This window comes from Streptomyces thermovulgaris, from assembly GCF_002155915.1.
Lineage (GTDB): Bacteria > Actinomycetota > Actinomycetes > Streptomycetales > Streptomycetaceae > Streptomyces > Streptomyces thermovulgaris.
This window is the reverse complement of sequence record NZ_MUME01000129.1, coordinates 210-18,221: the sequence shown is the minus strand read 5'-3', so window position 1 is coordinate 18,221 and position 18,012 is coordinate 210. Positions and strand designations below refer to the sequence as shown.

At 74.6% G+C, this 18,012-nt stretch carries 11 protein-coding genes and 1 pseudogene; 4 read left to right on the top strand and 8 right to left on the bottom strand.

Translation table 11 applies throughout. The annotated features are described in order from the left end of the window. Positions 1-294: 294 nt before the first annotated feature. Positions 295-1,634, top strand: a pseudogene (locus CCN35_RS13060) (Cys-Gln thioester bond-forming surface protein). Positions 1,635-2,105: 471 nt separating this feature from the next. On the opposite strand, the gene CCN35_RS13055 reads toward CCN35_RS13060, so the two are convergent. After that, on the bottom strand, positions 2,106-3,215 hold the full coding sequence (locus CCN35_RS13055; protein ID WP_067398274.1) for a cation diffusion facilitator family transporter: 1,110 nt from the start codon (positions 3,213-3,215) through the stop codon (positions 2,106-2,108). Positions 3,216-3,650: 435 nt separating this feature from the next. Here CCN35_RS13055 and ettA point away from each other — a divergent pair, with 435 nt between their 5' ends. Genes ettA through CCN35_RS13040 form a run of 3 tightly spaced genes read left to right on the top strand, consistent with a single transcriptional unit; the run spans position 3,651 to position 6,454 of the window. Beyond that, positions 3,651-5,315 carry an energy-dependent translational throttle protein EttA gene (gene ettA, locus CCN35_RS13050; RefSeq protein ID WP_067398229.1) on the top strand — a complete coding sequence of 555 codons (1,665 nt, stop codon included), beginning with the start codon at positions 3,651-3,653 and terminating at the stop codon, positions 5,313-5,315. A 9-nt stretch (positions 5,316-5,324) separates the two neighbouring features. After that, positions 5,325-5,765: an acyl-CoA thioesterase gene (locus tag CCN35_RS13045; protein ID WP_067398231.1), complete on the top strand. Its 441-nt coding sequence runs from the start codon at positions 5,325-5,327 to the stop codon at positions 5,763-5,765. Then, the gene (locus CCN35_RS13040) at positions 5,762-6,454 is read left to right on the top strand and encodes a DUF8010 domain-containing protein (protein ID WP_067398233.1); all 693 of its coding nucleotides are present in this window, start codon (positions 5,762-5,764) and stop codon (positions 6,452-6,454) included. The genes CCN35_RS13045 and CCN35_RS13040 overlap by 4 nt, the downstream gene beginning before the upstream one ends. Here the strand turns inward: CCN35_RS13040 and CCN35_RS13035 are convergent. The 7 genes from CCN35_RS13035 to CCN35_RS13005 all read right to left on the bottom strand — a co-directional run. Beyond that, positions 6,441-7,424 carry an ABC transporter ATP-binding protein gene (locus CCN35_RS13035; protein WP_067398235.1) on the bottom strand — a complete coding sequence of 328 codons (984 nt, stop codon included), beginning with the start codon at positions 7,422-7,424 and terminating at the stop codon, positions 6,441-6,443. The genes CCN35_RS13040 and CCN35_RS13035 overlap by 14 nt on opposite strands. A 157-nt stretch (positions 7,425-7,581) precedes the next feature. After that, a complete protein-coding gene (locus CCN35_RS13030; protein WP_086792745.1) occupies positions 7,582-10,332 on the bottom strand; it encodes an FtsX-like permease family protein in 2,751 nt (916 codons plus the stop codon). 1 nt (position 10,333) lies between these two features. Next, positions 10,334-13,648, bottom strand: coding sequence for an ABC transporter permease (locus CCN35_RS13025; RefSeq protein ID WP_067398245.1), 3,315 nt, complete (start codon positions 13,646-13,648; stop codon positions 10,334-10,336). Positions 13,649-13,886: 238 nt separating this feature from the next. After that, positions 13,887-14,291 carry a globin gene (locus tag CCN35_RS13020; protein ID WP_067398247.1) on the bottom strand — a complete coding sequence of 135 codons (405 nt, stop codon included), beginning with the start codon at positions 14,289-14,291 and terminating at the stop codon, positions 13,887-13,889. 107 nt (positions 14,292-14,398) lie between these two features. Continuing rightward, entirely contained in the window at positions 14,399-15,676 is a 1,278-nt protein-coding gene (locus tag CCN35_RS13015; RefSeq protein ID WP_086792743.1) for an FHA domain-containing protein, read from the bottom strand. Positions 15,677-15,812: 136 nt separating this feature from the next. Then, positions 15,813-17,195: a vWA domain-containing protein gene (locus CCN35_RS13010; protein ID WP_067398251.1), complete on the bottom strand. Its 1,383-nt coding sequence runs from the start codon at positions 17,193-17,195 to the stop codon at positions 15,813-15,815. A 153-nt stretch (positions 17,196-17,348) separates the two neighbouring features. Continuing rightward, positions 17,349-18,012 (bottom strand): PP2C family protein-serine/threonine phosphatase (locus CCN35_RS13005; RefSeq protein WP_245863140.1); only part of this gene is annotated, 664 nt, incomplete at its 5' end.

Sequence of the window (18,012 nt, the reverse complement as noted above, 5' to 3'; positions counted from 1 at the left end):
AGCCGCAGCCCATGGGGCAGGAACCGGCGTGGGAGACAGTGACCCCGGACACACCCGCACCGCGACCACCCGAGCCGACGGCCGCGGCGACGGGCCGTAACGGGGCGTCGGCCGATCTTGGTCATAACGATTGCGATTCGGATCGGTCATCTGACGATGTGACAGTCAAGTGATGGTGCTGGTGGTACCTAGGATGCCGGGCATGGCTCTCGGGGCTTGAAGATTCTGCTGGCGGGACCGNNCGCGCCGTCCGCGCGCGGACGAGGGACCACCCGTCTCGCCGTCGCGGCCCTGATGTCGGGACTCGTCGCCGCCGGTGTGATGGTTGCGGCCGGTCCGGCCGCCGCCGAGGGGGCGCCGCAGAGTCCGGGCGGGGCGACCGCCACCCTGGGCGGCCTGAAGGTCCACGGCACCGCCGTCGTCCATGACGACAACGGTGACCGCCGGATCCCCGCGGGTCTGTTCGAGATGTCCGTCGACGGCGGCGGCACTCTGCAGACCTACTGCATCGACCTGCACAACCCCACCCAGCAGGACGCCAGGTACCACGAGACACCGTGGAGCGGCACCTCGCTGGCGACCAACAAGAACGCCGGGAAGATCCGCTGGATCCTGCAGAACTCCTATCCGCAGGTGAACGACCTCGCGGCGCTCGCCGCCAAGGCGGGCGTCAGGAACCTCACCGAGCAGGACGCGGCGGTCGGCACCCAGGTGGCCATCTGGCGCTACTCCGACGGCGCGGACGTCGACGCCGTCGACCCCGAGGCCGAGAAGCTCGCGGACTACCTGGAGAAGAACGCCCGCGACCTGCCCGAACCGCGGGCCTCGCTGACCCTCGACCCGCCGGCCGTCTCCGGCCACCCGGGCGAGCGGATCGGCCCGGTGACGGTGCGCACGGACGCGGACAGCGTGACGCTCACCCCGCCCGCGGGAGCCGCCACCAGCGGTGTGCGGATCGTCGACGAGAACGGCGAGGAGATCACCTCCGCCGCCGACGGCAGCCGGGTGTTCTTCGAGGTCCCCGAGGACAGCGCGGACGGCGCGGCCACGCTGACCGCGCAGGCCTCCACCACCGTGCCGGTCGGCCGCGCCTTCACCTCCGACAGCCGCAGCCAGACCCAGATCCTGGCCGGCTCCAGCGAGTCCACGGTCGCCGCGACCGCCCGTGTCACCTGGGCCGCGCAGGGCGCGATACCCGCGCTGTCCGCGACGAAGAACTGCGCCAAGGGCGGCCTGGACATCACCGCGGCCAACAAGGGCGACGAGCCGTTCTCCTTCGAGCTGATGGGCATCCGGCACACCGTCGCCGCGGGCACCTCCCGGACGGTGACGATCCCGCTCCAGGAGGACCAGGCCTACGACTTCACGATCAGCGGCCCGGGCGGGCTGGGGCAGCGCTTCACCGGCGTCCTGGACTGCGAGACCCAGGGCAGCCCGGCCGGCACCGCGGCCCGGACGCTCAGCGAGCCCAGCCCCGTCACGGTCGGCGCCCCCGCCCCCCCGCCGACACCAACCTCGCCGACACCGGAGGCACCGACACCACCCCCATGATCGCCGCGGGCGGCCTCAGCCTGCTGGTCCTGGGCGCCACGGTGCTGAGCATCGTCCGCAAGCAGAGGGCCACCCAGGACTGACCGCGCACGGACGCGGTGATCCCTCCGCCGGAGCGGCCGGCCCCACGGCACCGGCCGGCCGCCCCGCACCGGGCGACCGCCCCGCGCCGTCCGTCCTGCCCGAGCCGGCGCGTGCCGGCGGCCTTCGGCCGGGAGCGACGGGCCAACGGCGCGGAGCCGGGCGGTCCATGTGTGCGAAGCGGGCCCGGGGCGGGCAAGGAGCCGCAGCCGGATGCCGGGAGGGCAGGAGAGCGGATGCCGGGAGATCAGGAGGGCGAACGTCCGCTCCCGGTGGGCGGGTTGTGTCCGCCCCCGGTGGGCGGGGTGGGGGTACCGCGGCCGGGAGGCGGTCCGTCGGGCCGGTGGTGCGGGTGTGCTCCGTGTGCGGTGCCTGGTCCGGCGCGTCGTCGGGGGTGCCGGTCGTGACGTTCCGGCAAGTCCTCGTGGCACCCGCTGGGTTCACCGGCTGGTGATCCCTTCGGAGGCTTCCCTTCAGCAACCGCCGACCGCCGGCCGGGCCGTGTGTGCCGGGTGTGCCGTGTGGTGGTCGAGGACGGCGTGCGGGTCGCCCTCGACGGGGGTGTGGTCCACGTGGACGGTGGCGGCGGTCAGACGCGGAAGGGCGTGCATGAGGGCGTGCTCGGCGGCCACGGCGATGCGGTGGGCCTGGACGACGGTCAGCTGCGGGCCGACGACGATGTCGGCCTCGGCGCGCAGGGCGTGACCGACCCACCGCATCCGCACCGCCCCGGTGCCGAGGACGCCGTCGACACCGCGCAGGGCGGTGTGGGCCGCGGCGACGAGGCCGGGATCGACGGAGTCCATCAGACGCCGGCAGACCTCGCGGGCGGCGTCCTTGAGGACCATCAGGATGGCGAGAGCGATGAGCAGTCCGACGACGGGGTCGGCGGCACGCCGGCCGAGTGCGGTGCCCCCCGCGCCCAGCAGGACGGCCAGGGAGGTGAAACCGTCGGTGCGGGCGTGCAGACCGTCGGCGACCAGGGCCGCGGAGCCGATGCGACGGCCGGTGCGGATGCGGTAGCGGGCCACCCACTCATTGCCGGCGAAGCCGACCAGCGCGGCGGCCGAGACGGCCCACAGATGGGTGATGTCACGGGGGTTGAGGAGACGTTCGACGGCCGTGTGGGCGGCCAGGACGGCGGATGCGGCGATAGCCGCGACGACGAGGACGCCCGCCAGGTCCTCCGCCCGGCCGTAGCCGTAGGTGTAGCGGCGGTTGGCCGCCCGCCGGCCGAGGAGGAACGCGATGCCCAGCGGAAGGGCGGTCAGCGCGTCGGCGGCGTTGTGAACGGTGTCCCCGAGCAGGGCCACCGATCCGGACAGGGCGACGATCACGCCCTGCACCAGGGTGGTGATCCCCAGGACGGCCAGTGAGACCCACAGCGTGCGCATGCCCTCGCGGGAGGTCTCCATGGCCGCGTCCGCCTTGTCGGCGGCCTCGTGGCCGTGCGGTGTCACCAGATGCGCGAGCCGATGCCGCAGACGCCTCAGCCGGGAGGCGCCGGGGGAATGGCCGGAATCCGCGCCCGCGCGGCCGTGCGGGCGCCCCTGGCCGTGGTGTGCGTGCTGCTTCCCCTTCATGCCCTTCACACGGCTCACCGTGGCACACGGAACCGATTGCGGCTACACCCGTCGTACCCCCTCTGACCAGGTGCGATGTGCTTGCAACAGCCCTGCGGGGGCAGCTGGTGCACACCCTTCGGCCCGGGCTGCCGCAGCCGTGCGGCGGCAGCCGTGCGCGGGGATCCGTTCCGGGGGCGGGTGGACAGAGGAATGGCCTGAACGTGTTGTGCCTACGGCGCCCGTCACGCCGGACCCGGGCCGTCCCCGGGTGGTGCGAGGGTGCCCGGAACCGGCCGGCGACGGCCGGCGGCGACCGGTGAGCCGACCCCCAACCGCCCGTGAAACCGCAGGTCAGGGTTATTGGGTCCCATGAGTTTCCGCCCAGGGGTGGCGGTACGGCAAGATGGGGTGTATCTGCCCACTGCCTGATTCCAAGCTGCCGGACGGTTTCTCTTGGCTGAGTTCATTTACACCATGCGCAAGGCGCGCAAGGCGCACGGCGACAAGGTGATTCTCGACGACGTCACCCTGAACTTCCTGCCGGGTGCCAAGATCGGCGTCGTCGGCCCGAACGGTGCCGGCAAGTCGACCGTGCTGAAGATCATGGCGGGGCTGGAGCAGCCGTCCAACGGTGACGCGTTCCTCACCCCCGGCTACAGCGTCGGCATCCTGCTGCAGGAGCCCCCGCTGAACGAGGAGAAGACGGTCCTGGAGAACGTCCAGGAGGGCGTCGCCGAGATCAAGGGCAAGCTCGACCGGTTCAACGAGATCGCCGAGCAGATGGCCACCGACTACTCGGACGAGCTGCTCGAGGAGATGGGCAAGCTCCAGGAGGAGCTGGACCACGCGGGCGCCTGGGACCTGGACGCCCAGCTGGAGCAGGCCATGGACGCGCTGGGCTGCCCGCCCGGCGACTGGCCCGTCACCAACCTCTCCGGTGGTGAGCGGCGCCGTGTGGCGCTGTGCAAGCTGCTGCTCGAGCAGCCCGACCTGCTGCTGCTCGACGAGCCCACCAACCACCTCGACGCCGAGTCCGTGGCCTGGCTGGAGCAGCACCTGGCCAAGTACCCGGGCACCGTCGTGGCCATCACCCACGACCGTTACTTCCTCGACAACGTCGCCGAGTGGATCCTCGAGCTCGACCGCGGCCGCGCCTACCCCTACCAGGGCAACTACTCCACCTACCTGGAGACCAAGGCCGCCCGCCTCAAGGTCGAGGGCCAGAAGGACGCCAAGCGGCAGAAGCGCCTGAAGGAAGAGCTCGAGTGGGTGCGGTCGAACGCCAAGGGGCGGCAGGCCAAGTCCAAGGCGCGTCTGGCCCGTTACGAGGAGATGGCCGCCGAGGCCGAGAAGGTGCGGAAGCTGGACTTCGAGGAGATCCAGATCCCGCCGGGCCCGCGTCTGGGCAACATCGTCGTGGAGGTCGAGAACCTCCACAAGGCCTTCGGGGACAAGGTCCTGTTCGACGGCCTCTCCTTCACGCTGCCGCGCAACGGCATCGTGGGCGTCATCGGCCCGAACGGCGCCGGCAAGACCACGCTGTTCAAGATGATCCAGGGTCTGGAGAAGCCGGACTCCGGCAGCATCAGGGTCGGCGAGACCGTCAAGATCTCCTACGTCGACCAGAACCGCGAGAACATCGACCCGAACAAGTCGGTGTGGGCCGTCGTCTCCGACGAGCTGGACTACATCAACGTCGGCCAGGTGGAGATGCCGTCCCGGGCGTATGTGTCCGCCTTCGGCTTCAAGGGACCGGACCAGCAGAAGCCGGCCGGGGTGCTCTCCGGCGGTGAGCGCAACCGCCTCAACCTCGCGCTCACCCTCAAGCAGGGCGGCAACCTGCTGCTCCTCGACGAGCCGACCAACGACCTCGACGTCGAGACCCTGTCCAGCCTGGAGAACGCGCTGCTGGAGTTCCCCGGCTGCGCCGTGGTCATCTCCCACGACCGGTGGTTCCTGGACCGCGTGGCGACGCACATCCTCGCCTACGAGGGCGACTCCAAGTGGTTCTGGTTCGAGGGCAACTTCGAGTCGTACGAGAAGAACAAGATCGAGCGGCTCGGCCCGGACGCCGCCCGCCCGCACCGTGCCACCTACAAGAAGCTGACCCGGGACTGATCGACACAGATGCGTCACCTCTACCGCTGTCCCCTGCGCTGGGCGGACATGGACGCGTACGGCCATGTCAACAACGTGGTGTTCCTCCGCTATCTGGAGGAGGCCCGTATCGACTTCCTGTTCCGCCCGGACAAGGAGTTCCGGCAGGGGTCCGTGGTGGCGCGCCACGAGATCGACTACAAGCGGCAGCTCGTCCACCGGCACGAGCCGGTGGACATCGAGCTGTGGGTCACCGAGATCAGGGCGGCGTCCTTCACCCTCGCCTACGAGATCAAGGACGACGACCTGGTCTACGTCCGGGCCTCGACGGTGATCGTGCCGTTCGACTTCGAGGCGCAGCGCCCCCGCCGGCTCACCGCCGAGGAACGGGAGTTCCTCCAGAAGTACATGGATGACGCGGCCGGCACCGGGAAGGGAGCCGGTGTCGAGGAGGGGGCCGTCGCCGCATGACGGTGCTCGGCCTCGCCGACGGAGCGGAGGCGGCGGACCTCGCCGCCTTCCTCTCCCGGCTGCTGCACTACGACCGTGCCGCCGCGGTGCGCCTGCAGACGGTCGGCACGGCGCTCGCGGTGTTCGGGCGTCCGCCGTCCTTCGAGGTGCTGGCGGTCCGCGCGGTGCGGCTGGCCGAGCCGTACGGGGAGGGGCCCGGCGTCACCCTCGACGCGACCGTCTCCGCCGGTGAACTGCTGGAGTCGCTCGACGAGTCGGCGGCCTCGGTCCGCGTCCCGGCCGCGGTGACCGGCCCGCCGTGGGCGGGTGTGCTCCCGCCGCGCGGCGGCTGGCGCCCGGAGCCGGGGCTCCCCCCGGCGCGGGAGCTGGGCGCGATGGTGGCCGCCGCCGTCGCCGAATTCCGTTCCCGTACGCAGGAGCTGACCCAGGAGCGGCGCACACGCGCCGAACTCGACCGGATCGGGCGGGAGATCTGGTCCCGGATGGTCGGGCGGACCCAGCTGCCCGTGCGGGCGGTGCACGCGGCGCAGTCGCTGCGCTTCCTCAGGCCCCCGCAGGACGACTCCGCGCCGGGGGGTCTGGCGCTGCTCTCGTCGGGTGCGTGGCTGCGGCTGCGCACGCCCTACGGCTCGATCGCCGTACGGCGGACCGGGGACCGGCTCGGCGCCCTGGGCGTCAGCGTCCGCTGACCCGGTCCGGCCGGTTCCCCTCGCTGTCGTCCGGCCACACCGCGATGTGGTCCTGCTCCAGCTCCAGCGCCACCCGGTCGCGCATGCCCAGGGCCCGGGTGTACTCAGCGGGCAGCTGCAGACGGCCCGCGCGGTCCAGCATGGCGTACTCGCGGCTCACCACCCGCTCGTCCCCGGTCGCCGCGTCCACCTCGCTGCGGCGCAGCACCTCCGTGGACGTACGGCCGTCGCGGATGGCGACGGTGCGGCGGACCTCGTCGGCGACCGCCTGGTCGTGGGTGACGACGACAATGGTGGTGCCCAGGCTCTCGTTGGCGGTGCGGAGGGCGGCGAAGACCTGCTCGGCGGTGTGGGAGTCGAGTTCGCCGGTGGGCTCGTCGGCGAGCAGCACCGCGGGGTTGTTGGCGAGGGCCACCGCGATCGCGACGCGCTGCTGCTGACCGCCGGACATCTCGTGCGGGCGGCGGTCGCGGCAGTCGTCCACCTGAAGCAGCTCCAGCAGGTCCCGTGCGCGTTCGGCCTTGGCACGGCGGCCCCGCCCCCACGTCCCGGACAACTGCATGGGCAGGACGACGTTCTGTGCCGCGGTCAGATAGGGCAGGAGGTTGCGGGAGGTCTGCTGCCAGATGAAGCCGACGACCTCCCGGCGGTAGCGGAGGCGGTCCTTCGCGGTCATGGTGAGCAGGTCGTGGCCCGCGACCCGGGCCGCGCCGGCCGTGGGGGTGTCCAGGCCGGCGAGGATGTTCATGAGGGTCGACTTGCCGCTGCCGGACGCGCCGACGAGCGCCATGAGCTCGCCCTCGTGGACGAGCAGGTCCAGGCCCTGGAGCGCCTGCACCTCCACGCCGTCGGTGGTGAAGACGCGGACCAGGCGGTCGCAGCTGATCAGTGCGTCGTGGCCGTAGACCGGGCGGGAGCGGTCCGCGGCGGCACGCCGGGCCAGGTCGGCCAGACTGGGGTTCGTCGTCATCGGAGGTCTCCTGAGCGGCGGCTGCGGCGACATGGGCGACTGGGGTGGCGTGAGCGGCTGCGGCCGTGCGAGCGGCCGAGGCGGGGTGCGGGGCGGAGGCGGGCACGGTGACCGGGACGGCCGTGGCAGCCGCGGCGGCCGAAAGGCCCGGCCGGCCTCATCGCGCGTCCCCCGCTCTCAGCTCCTGGACCGAGCTTCGCCGCCCCGTCCACCACGCCTGCCCGACGGCGATCCCCACCACCAGCAGCAGGGCCGCCACCGCCGGCAGGGCGAGGGACAGGGGATCCGCCCGCAGTGTGCTCTCGCCGACGGCCGTCGCCCTCGGCGGCAGGGCGAGGGCCGTCAGGTCGATGCCGGGGGCCAGAAGGCGGACGGCCGCCCAGCCCGTCAGCGCGCCGCCCGCCGCGGCGAGCAGGGCCTGGGGCAGCGACTCCAGGACGAGGAGACGGCGGCCCTGGGCGCGGGTGAGTCCCATGGTGCGCAGGCGGGCGAGGAGCGCGGCCCGTTCGGGTGCGGCACGCAGCAGGGCGAGCAGCAGGGCCAGGACGGCGTATCCGGCACCGGCCGCCACCGCCCCCGCATAGAGGGTCTCGGCACCGGACTGCAGGGGCGAGTCGACGTACGCGGCCCGTTCCTCGGAGCGCAGGTCCACCGGGGCGGACCGGCCCACGGCCCGGCGCAGGGCGTCGGCGTCCAGGCGGTCGCCGGTCACGAGCAGGGTGGTGGTGCGGGCCGTCTTCTCGGTCAGCCCGGCCCGGTCCACGACCAGGAAGCCGGGGCCGGGCACGGCCGGGGTGCGGTCCCGGACCAGGGCGATGCGGACGGTGACCGTGGTGCCGTCGTCCAGCCGCACCGGGAAGGGCCGGGTGCCGTGCCGGTCGGCGACCGACGGGGAGGCCAGCGCCGGCAGCGGCGCCCGGGCGTCGGCCGGGCGGCGCAGCCGTTCCCCGGGGAAGGCGCCGAGCCCGGTACGGCCGGCCAGGGCCGCGTAACCGGCGGGGTCGACGCCCGCCAGCGACACCCGGGCCAGGTCGTCCCCCGCCTCTGCCTGGTGGTCGAGGCTCACCTCGGTGACCTCCTGGACGCCCGGTGCCCGGCGGACCCGCTCGGGCAGACCGGCCGGCAGCGGGCCGTCCGCCCCGACGCGGGCGTCGGCGCCGATCGCGCCGAGGGCCGCCCGGTCGCGGGTGTCGGCCACCCCCGCCAGCACCGATCCGCCGAAGGCGGCGGTGGTGAGCGCGGTCAGCAGCGCCAGCAGGGGCAGCACCGCCGGGGCGGAGGTGCGGGCCGCGCGGGCCAGGGCGAGATGGCCCACCGCTCCGCGCAGCCGCCCGGCCGGGCGCGTCAGCAGACGCAGCGGCCACGGGTACAGGCGGACCAGCACCAGGGCCGCGATCACACCCACCAGCACCGGCGCCAGCGACACCAGCTGGTCCCCCGACGCACCGGCACCCTCCGGCGACCCCGAGACCCCGCGCCGCCGCAGCGCCTCCACCGCCCCCGCCGCGATCACCAGCAGCGTCAGCTCGGCGACCGTACGGCGCCGGGAGGGACGTACCGACACCGTGTCCTGCCGCGGTCCGTGGACGCGGACCGTGCGATGGGCGAACGCGGCCCGCAGCGGCAGCGCGGCGCACGCCACGACCGTGACCGCCCCCGCCGCGACGACCGCGGGCAGGAGGCGGCCCTCGGGGACGGCGAGCAGGGCGACGGCGAGACCGAGCGCTCCGGCGGGGACGGCGACCACCGCCGTCTCCGCGCACAGCCGGCCGGTCAGACCGCGCAGGGAGGCACCGCGGGCGCGCAGCAGGGCGAACTCGGCGCGACGGCGGTCGGCGGCCAGGCCCCCGGCCATCAGCAGGACGACCGCGGCGACCGTCGCCCCGCCCACGGCGGCGACCGCGACCAGCGGGGCGATGCCCGACCGCAGAAGGCCGTAGGAGAGGAGCACCTCGTCGAGATCGGTGCTCGTCTGCGTGTTCGGGTCGGTGGCCTCGCGGATCCGTCCCAGGTCCGGCCCGGACTCCAGGGAGGCGACCGCGGACTCCAGACCGTCGAGCTCATGGGCGTGCAGGGCGCCCGGGGCGGGGGCCAGCTGCCAGTAGCGCACGGCGTACCCGGTGGTGCCCAGCAGCGCGGGAGCCGCCTCGGGCGGGAGCAGCAGGGAGCCGACCCAGTACTTCGGCGGGTCGGGATCGTCGGGCATGCGGATCCGTATCAGGTCCGGGGTACGGATCAGGGGCTGTGTCGCCCAGTACGCGCCGTCGGGCTCGCGCGGGGTCAGGATGCCGGTGACACGGACGGCGAGCGGGGGACGGGACACGGCGGGCACATGGACGACCGAACCGACCTCGATGCGCATCTTCTCGGCCGTCTCCGCGGTGACGGCGGCCTCCACCTCCGCGGTCCTCGCCGTGACCTCGCCGCTCGCCCGCGGCAGCCGGCCCGCGCGCACCGAGGAGTGCTCGGCCAGTCCGCTCCGCGCGACGAGGTGCACCTGCGGGGGCAGCCGCCGGCTGGGCCGCGCGAGCCAGGGGTCGTGCACGGCGATGCTCTCGCGGGTCGTCACCCCGTACGCCGACTGCCCGGGATCGGCGGCGAGCGGCCGCCGGACGGCCTCGAGGACCTCGGCGTACTGGCGGCCCATGGTCCCCGGACGCAGCGCCTGTTCCCGCTTTTGCTGCGGAAGCTGGAGGCCGGGCGGCGGGGCGGACAGCAGCAGGCTGGTGCGTTTCGGGCCCGCCTGCTCCACGGCCCGGACCAGTCCGCCGTCCTCGTACCGGTCGAGTGCGCGCGGGAACGCGGCGGCCAGGCACGCGGTCAGCGCGACCAGCAGGGCGAGGGCCGCCGCGGCACCCGGCGCGGTGCGCAACCGTGTGCGGACCCAGGCGGGAGCGACGGAGCGCACCTCACTCACCTCCGCGGTCTCGAAGGGACACCGCCGGATCGGCCCGGCGCAGCGCCAGGGCCGCCGTGACGACGAGCGGCCCGGCGGCGACGGCCGCCAGCAGGGCGGCCACCTGGGCGGGCGGCAGCTGGACCAGGACGTCCGGCACGGGTCTGGTGGCCTGCCCGGTCAGCATGATCAGCGGGATCACGGCCCGGGTCAGCAGGACGCCCAGGACCGTGCCGACCGCCAGTGCCAGGGCCACCAGCACGCCCTGTTCGACGGCGAGCGTCCGGGCCAGCCGGCGGCGCGGGGCGCCCAGGGCGCGCAGGACGGCGAACTCGGCGTCCCGCTCCCGGAGCGACCCGACGGCGCTCACCGCGAAACCGACCGCGGCCAGCGCCGCCGCGACCACGGCCGCCGCGGTGAACGCGGCGGCGGGTCCGGCGCCGAACGGGTCGTCGCGCAGCCGGTCGGCGATCTCGTCCCGGACGACCACCTGCGCCGGGTCGACGTCCGGCAGGGACCGCAGGGCCCCGGCCACGTCCGCCGAGTGGCGGGCCTCGGTGCCCAGCCACCACTCGGTGGGCGCGACACGGTCGCCGTAGCGGGCCTGGAGCAGCCGGTTCACCGCGCGCAGGTCCATCAGCAGACCGCCGCCGTCGTGCGCCGCGTCCACGGAGCCGTCCTGCTCCGGGCCCGTGGTGGGCAGTCCCCGTACCGCGTGGACGACGCGGACCGGGACGTTCTGGCCGCCGAGCGTCACCTCCAGCCGCTGTCCCTCCCGTGCGCCCACGGAGGTCAGGAAGCGGTCGGTCGCCACGGCCGCGACCTCCGGCTGCGCGGGCTGGGCGGCCTGGATCCGCACGGACACCGAGCCCTGCTCCCAGGGCCGGTCCGACGGCACATGGCCGGTGCCGTAGGTGACGGTGAGCGGGCGGGAGGACGTCACGGCCGGCTCGGCCGGGGCGGTGCCGCCGTCGGGGGAGGACGCGGCGCCGGCGCTGGACGAGGCCGCCTTCCAGGACGCCGGCAGCGGCAGGTGCCGTACCGTTCCGCCGCCGTCCGCGGCGGTGACCGCGGAGAGGGTGAGGCGGTGCCGTTCCGCACGGCCGACGGGCTGGTCCATGCCCAGGTCGAGGGCGGTGAGGACCAGGGGTCCCGCGGCGGCGGGGAGGTTCAGGTCCAGGGAGCGGGGGCGGCCGTCGGCGGGCAGGGTGCCCAGCGGCATCCGGTACGGGACTCCGAAGCGGTCCTCCAGGGTGGCCGTCGCGTTCACCGGTGTTTCTGCCCCGGAGCTGTGCAGGGCCGCCGTCAGCCGCAGCCGGACCGTGCCCGCGGGCACCTCCACCCCCGCGGTCGCGCCCCGGGCCGCGAGCCCCGCGAGCAGCGGACGCACCGGCTCGGACGCCAGGTCGGGGCGCATCAGCACCCAGTCCGCCGCGCGCGCGGTGTCCAGTGCGAGGACGGTCGCGGTGCGCTCGCCGGCGAGCGGCAGCGTGGTGCGGACGGCGGGGGCGACGGCACGGACGTGCGGAACGGCCGCGTACCGCTCGGCGCTGCCCAACTCTGCCTCCCCGGCGGCCTGCAGACGCACCGGCGCGCCCGCCCGGAAGTCGGCCTGGTCGTCCTGCGAACGGCCCCAGGAGGCGCCCTGGCCGATCGCCAGCATGCCCAGGGCGAGGGCGAGGACGAGCAGCAGCACCGGACCGGTCCCGCGCGCCGGGCGGCGGCTGAACTGCCAGCCCGCCAGCGCCGCCGACAGCCCGCGGCCCCCGGCCGCGCGGCGCTCGGCCAGGCGGGCCAGCGGCGGCAGCAGCCGCAGGGTCAGCACCGTCCCGGCCAGCAGGGCGAGCGCGGGAGCGGCGACCAGCAGCGGGTCGATGCCGAGGGCACCGGCCCGGTCGTGGGCGACCGCGCCCGAGGACTGCCGGTTCAGCTGCCAGTACGCCACGGCGGCCACCGCCAGCAGGCCGAGGTCCGCGCCCGCCCGCAGCGGCGCGGGCAGGGCCCGGGCCCGCCGCCCCGCCCGCGACGAGGAGGTCAGCGCGGGCAGGGTCACCGCCAGGGCGCAGCCCAGCGCCACGGCCGCCGCGACCAGCCACACCTCGGGCCGCCCGGCCGCCGAGACGTCCGGGCGCAGCCCGAGCCGGGCCAGAGCGCCCTGCTCGGCCAGCAGTCCGGTCAGGGGCCCGGCCAGCAGCGGTGCGCACACCACGGCGGGCACGGCGAGCAGCAGCGCCTCCGTGGCGGCGAGGCCCGCGATCCGGATCCGGGAGCCGCCGCGCGCCCGCAGCAGAGCGGTCTCCCCGGCGCGTTCGCTGCTCAGCAGCCGGGCCACCAGCAGCAGGGCGCAGCCCGCGAGCAGCACCAGCTGGAGCGCGGCGATCAGCAGGGTCGAGCGGGCGACGAGCAGGGAGCGGTCGATCCGGTCCAGGACCTCGGGCAGCGAGGTGGTGACCTCCGGCGCACCGCCGGCCCCGGTGGTTTTGCGCAGGGCCGCGGCGCTCGCGCGGACCGTGTCGCGCAGCGCGTCCATCCGGTCGGTCGTCAGCGCCGAGAAGTCCGCGGACGCCTGCCAGGCGCTCTTCCCCGTGCTCACCCTTCCGCTGCCGACGACACCGGGGGCGGTCAGCAGCGGCCCGTACATCGTGAAGCCGACCTTGCGCACCCCGCGGCCGCCCAGCTCGTCCAGCCGCCAGTACGGCGCCTCGGCGTCCGCCGGCCGGTACAGCCCGGTGATCCGCACCCGGACCTTCGGCCCCCCGAGCCGGTCGGTGAGGGTGAGCCGGGCGCCGGGCTTCAGTCCGAGGCGCTGCGCGGCGGTCGCGGGCAGCGCGACCTCGAGGTCGTCCCCCTGTGCGGCCCTGCGGGGCGGACGGCCGGTGACGAGCCGGACCTGCGTGGGGTCCAGGGCCGCGAGATACGTCAGATCCGGGTCGTCGGCGGAGGCGTCCCCCGTCCGGGCGGAGCCGGAGGACTCGGGGAGCCGCTTCGGGGACTGCGGGGAGCGGGGCAGGCCGTAGGTGCCGGACCGCACCAGGGTGCGCACGGTGACCGGCAGACCGCCGAAGGCCGTGCGGGCCTGCTCGCGGACGGCGGTGTCGACGGCCGCGTGCCCGGAGGGCGGCACCTCGGCCCGGACGACCAGGGTGGTGTCGGCCGCGTGGCGCGGGTCCCGCAGAAAGTGGCGCAGGGCCGCGTCACCGATGGCGCCGGAGTACGCGGTGAGCGTCGCCAGGACCGCCGTGGTCAGCAGGACCGTGAGCAGTGCGGCGGCCAGCAGCAGGCGGTGCGCCCGCGCACGCAGCAGGACGAATCCCGTGAATCCCGCCACCCGGCTCCCCCGTCGTTGTCCAGACGTCCGGGAGATGCTTGCAGAGTGCAGGCGGTTCGGGTAAGCGTCGGTGGGCCGAGCTTGACCGGATCGTGACCGAAAACCGGCGTGGAACGACCGGAATGCGGGACTTGGGGGAGGAGACCGGCGAAAAGGCCGGTGAGAGAACCGGTGAAGGGGCCGACGAGAACGAGCGGTCCCGGTGGAGCCGCCGGCGAGGAGCCGGTGAAGGGGCGGATCAGCCCGGCGTGTTCACCATCGACGCCGCCGCGTACGTCAGGTAGTTCCACAGCGTCCGCTCGTGCTCCGGCGACAGGCCGAGCTCGTCGACCGCGACCCGCATGTGCCGCAGCCAGGCGTCGTGCGCCGCCCGGTCGATCCGGAACGGTGCGTGCCGCATCCGCAGCCGCGGATGCCCGCGCCGCTCGCTGTACGTCGTCGGGCCGCCCCAGTACTGCATCAGGAACAGCCGCAGCCGTTCCTCGGCCGGACCCAGGTCCTCCTCGGGGTACATGGCCCGCAGCTCGGGGTCCTCGGCGACCCCCTGGTAGAAGCGGTGGACGAGTCGGCGGAAGGTCTCCTCCCCGCCGACCTGCTCGTAGAAGGTCTGCTCCTGAAGCGTGCCGCGCCGAATCTCATTCACGGGTCCATGCTCTCAGACACGGGGGCCGAGGACGGAAGGCCTAGGACCGGGACCGGGGGCCGGGGAAGGGCGTGCGCCCGCCTCCCCGGCCCCCGGTGAACGGCGTTCTAGCTGCGCCTGATCGTGATCGTCGTCCAGGCGCCCACATGGACCCGGTCGCCGTCCCGGAGGGGGACCGGCACGAAGGGCTGGATGGGCTCGTCGGAACCGTTGACCGTGGTGCCGTTGGTCGAGTTCTGGTCGACGACCGCCCAGCTGCCGTCGGGCTGCTGGACCAGCACCGCGTGCTGGTGGGAGACGCCCGGGTCCTCCGGCGGCACCGACAGGTCGATGTCGGGGGTGTCGCCGGTGGAGTGCCGGCGGCGGCCGATGGTGACCTGCTTGCCGGTGAGCGTGCGCTTCTGCTCCGGCGAGTACGCGGGCAGGCTCAGGCCCGCGGCCTCGGGGCCGGAGCGCTGCATCATCGCCATGAAGTACTCGCGGTCCGGGGCGATCGTCGCCGTCCAGGTCCCGCCCTGCTGCGGCTGCTGCTGTTGCGGCTGCTGCGGGAAGCCCTGGCCGTGCGGGGCCTGGGTGGCGCCGGGCGGCGCGTAGCCGTACCCGCCGCCCTGACCCGCACCCGGGCCGCCGGGACCACTGGGACCACCGGGGCCGCCCGGGCCACCGGGACCCGTGGCCGACGGCGGGGGGATCACCCAGTCGTCGTCACCGCCGAAGGAGGGACCGCCCGGCCGGGGGCCGCCCGTCTCCTGCGGGAATCCGGGCGGGGCCGGCGGACCGGCCTGCTGGAACGCCTGCGGGCCGCCCGGACCACCGGGTCCGCCCGGACCGCCCGGACCGCCGGCACGTCCCTGGGGCTCGCCGCCGAAGGGCGGGCCCGGAGGGATCGGCTCGGCCGGGCGGTTCACCTGGGAGGGCCGGGAACCCTGGTACTCGTAGGGGTCGCCGCCGAAGGGCGGGCCGGACGGCTGCGGGAAGCGGGGGGCGTCCGGACCGGGGCCGGGCGCCGGCGGGCGCGGCGCGGGCGGGGTGTACGAGGTCGCCGTGTTCGTCAGGAAGTTCCACCGGCACTCCTCGCAGAACGGCGCGGCGCCCTCGCGGGGGGTGCGGCACTGCGGGCAGAGCTCCGGCTCGGGCTCCGGCCCGGCGGACAGATGCGGGTGCGCGCCGGGCGCACCCGTGTGACCAGGACCACCCGGTCCGCCCGGTCCGCCCGGTCCGCCCGCTCCACCTGGGCCGCCCGGCCCCGGTGCGGGCGGGAAGCCGTAACCCCCGACCGGAGGAGGCGGGGGAGGCGGAGGCACGGCAGCACTGGTCATGCGGTGACCGCACACCTCGCACCAGTCGTCGGAACCCGACTGGTGTCCGTTCGGGCAGGTCGGCATGTCGGCGCTTCCCCCTCTCCTTCTCGGCCGTCTCGACCGGATTTCTCCAACCCCGAGGGGCCAGGCTCGTCGTCTTTCGCTGTCTGCGGCGGCGGTGCCGCGCCGCGTCCTTGCTTCTCGGCGTTTCTCGGCTTCTTTACTTCTTTACACGAACAGTCTTGGTGGACCGTGTCTCGAGGGTCATCTCGTCGGCCTCCTCGACCTTCGCTTTCAGACGCACAGTACCTGTCGTTGCGTCGACCACGTCCACCACCTTCGCAAGCAGTTTCGCAGTATCCCTGTTCCCCAGGGCGTCGGCGAGCTGAACGGCCCGACCCAGTTTGGCCGTTGCCCCATCGATATCTCCTGCTTTGCGAAGTTCCAGCCCCTGTTGGATGGCCTGTGCCAGTTCGGCCTGCCCGGTGTAGTGGGCCACCTGCGGGTTGATCGCGGTGGAGGCGGCCACGTCGTCGGTCCAGACGGCCCGTACGAGCCCCTGCGCGCCGAGGGTGCGCACCGCCGCCGTCCCGCTCCCGGCCCCGCCGGGGCGGAAGACGCCCACGGACTCGGGGATCACCAGGGAGACCCGGGCGGCGAGCATCTCCTGGCCGACACGGGCCGGGGGCACCTGCACGCAGAGGTGGTAGTCGCGGGACTCGTCCCCCCAGGACCCGGTGGGATAGTCCCCGGTGCGGGGGCCCGCCTCGGTGCGGCGGCCGGTCAGATCCTCCACATTGGGGGCGACCTGCTTGAGGAACCTGACGGTCGCGCCGGCCGGGGTCCACACCCGCAGGGCGACGTCGGCGACCTCCTTGCCCATCACCGTCTCCATCATCCGCGTGAAGTCGGCGGTCAGACCGGCCGGGTCGGCGACGATGTCGGCGGTGCCGAGCAGCGCGGAGGCGATCCCTGTGACTTCTTTCACGTCCCAGTCGGTGCCCACGCCGCGCGCATCGCAGGTGAAACGCCCCACGCACTGGTCCAGCGCCCGCTTGAGGTCCTGGGGCGACTCGTGCTCGTTGCGGCCGTCGGTGAGCAGGATGCCGTGCCGGATCTCGACCTCGGCCGAGGACAGCAGCCGGTCGGCCAGCCGCAGCCAGGTGCCGATGGCCGTGCCGCCGCCCGCGCTCAGTCCGCGCAGCGCGTACTTGGCCTGCTCGCGGGTGGTGGCGTCGGCGACCGCGAGCCGGCCGCCGCCGGGATAGACCTCCCTGGCCATGTGCGTGCCGCCGATCACCGCGAAGTGCACACCGTCGCGCAGGGTGTCGATCGCGGCGGCCGTGGCGTCCCGGGCGTGGCGCATCTTGGCCGGCGGATAGTCCATCGAGCCCGAGCAGTCGACCATGAGCGCCACCGCCGCGGACGGCCCCCGGCCCGGCGAGTAGAGGTGCGGTGCCGTCACCGCGCTGCCGATCGTGCCGCCGCCGGTCGCGGTGACCGTGACGATCGCGTCGACCTCCCGGCCGCCCTCGGGCAGGTACTCGTTCTGGTACACGTCCACCGAGAACCGCGGCACGCTGGACTTCGAGAAATTGGCCATGGCCTTTGAGCCCCCCTCAGAGCCCCCGTGCGCGGGGACGACGACCGCGAACGGGCCGGTCCTCCGCGAAGCTTCCCCGTCGACGAGGGCCCGGGCCGGGGCTTGCCGTGCGGTCGTGCGTCCCGTGCCACGGCACGCCCCGGCACACGTCCCTCAGGACGATCCTGCCCCTTGCGGCGGCGCCGGGAACGGCAGAACGGCCACTGTTACGTTGTCGTGGCCCCCGCCGTCCAGGGCGCGGCCGACCAGCACCCGGGCGCCGTGCAGCGGCCGTACGGCGGCGTCGTGGGGGACGGCCGCGGCCATCTCCTCGGCGGTCTCGGCGTAGTTCCACAGCCCGTCCGTGCACACCACGACCACGCCCGGCCGGTCGGGCTTGAAGGAGGCGGTGTGCGGCTCGAGTTCGTAGGAGTCCGCGCCGAGCCAGCCGGTGATCGCGTGGGCGCGCTCGTCGGCGTACGCCTCCGCCTCGGTCATCAGCCCCGCGGCGACCATCTGGGCGGCCCACGAGTCGTCCTCGGTGAGCCGGGCCGGGGGCGCGGTGCGGTCCGCCGGCACCCAGTAGACGCGGCTGTCGCCGACCCAGCCGACGACCAGCAGGGCGGAGGTGACCAGGGCACCGACGATCGTGCAGGCCGGGGCGTTCTGGTGCGGGGCCTGCTCGCGGACCGTCGCGGGCTCCTCGGCGAGCGCCTCCACCGCCTTCGCGGCGGCCACGATCGCCTCGTGCATGGCCTGCTGGGGATGCGTGCCGCGGGGGAGGGAGGCCAGCAGGGACTCGCTCGCCGCCCGGGAGGCGGCCAGGGAGGCGTCGTCG

Excerpts from the sequence above, each read along its gene's own strand:
- CCN35_RS13015 (WP_086792743.1), bottom strand. The coding sequence starts at position 15,676 with ATGCCGACCTGCCCGAACGGACACCAGTCGGGTTCCGACGACTGGTGC.
- CCN35_RS13010 (WP_067398251.1), bottom strand. The coding sequence starts at position 17,195 with ATGGCCAATTTCTCGAAGTCCAGCGTGCCGCGGTTCTCGGTGGACGTG.
- CCN35_RS13035 (WP_067398235.1), bottom strand. The coding sequence starts at position 7,424 with ATGACGACGAACCCCAGTCTGGCCGACCTGGCCCGGCGTGCCGCCGCG.
- CCN35_RS13045 (WP_067398231.1), top strand. The coding sequence starts at position 5,325 with ATGCGTCACCTCTACCGCTGTCCCCTGCGCTGGGCGGACATGGACGCG.
- CCN35_RS13040 (WP_067398233.1), top strand. The coding sequence starts at position 5,762 with ATGACGGTGCTCGGCCTCGCCGACGGAGCGGAGGCGGCGGACCTCGCC.
- CCN35_RS13055 (WP_067398274.1), bottom strand. The coding sequence starts at position 3,215 with ATGAAGGGGAAGCAGCACGCACACCACGGCCAGGGGCGCCCGCACGGC.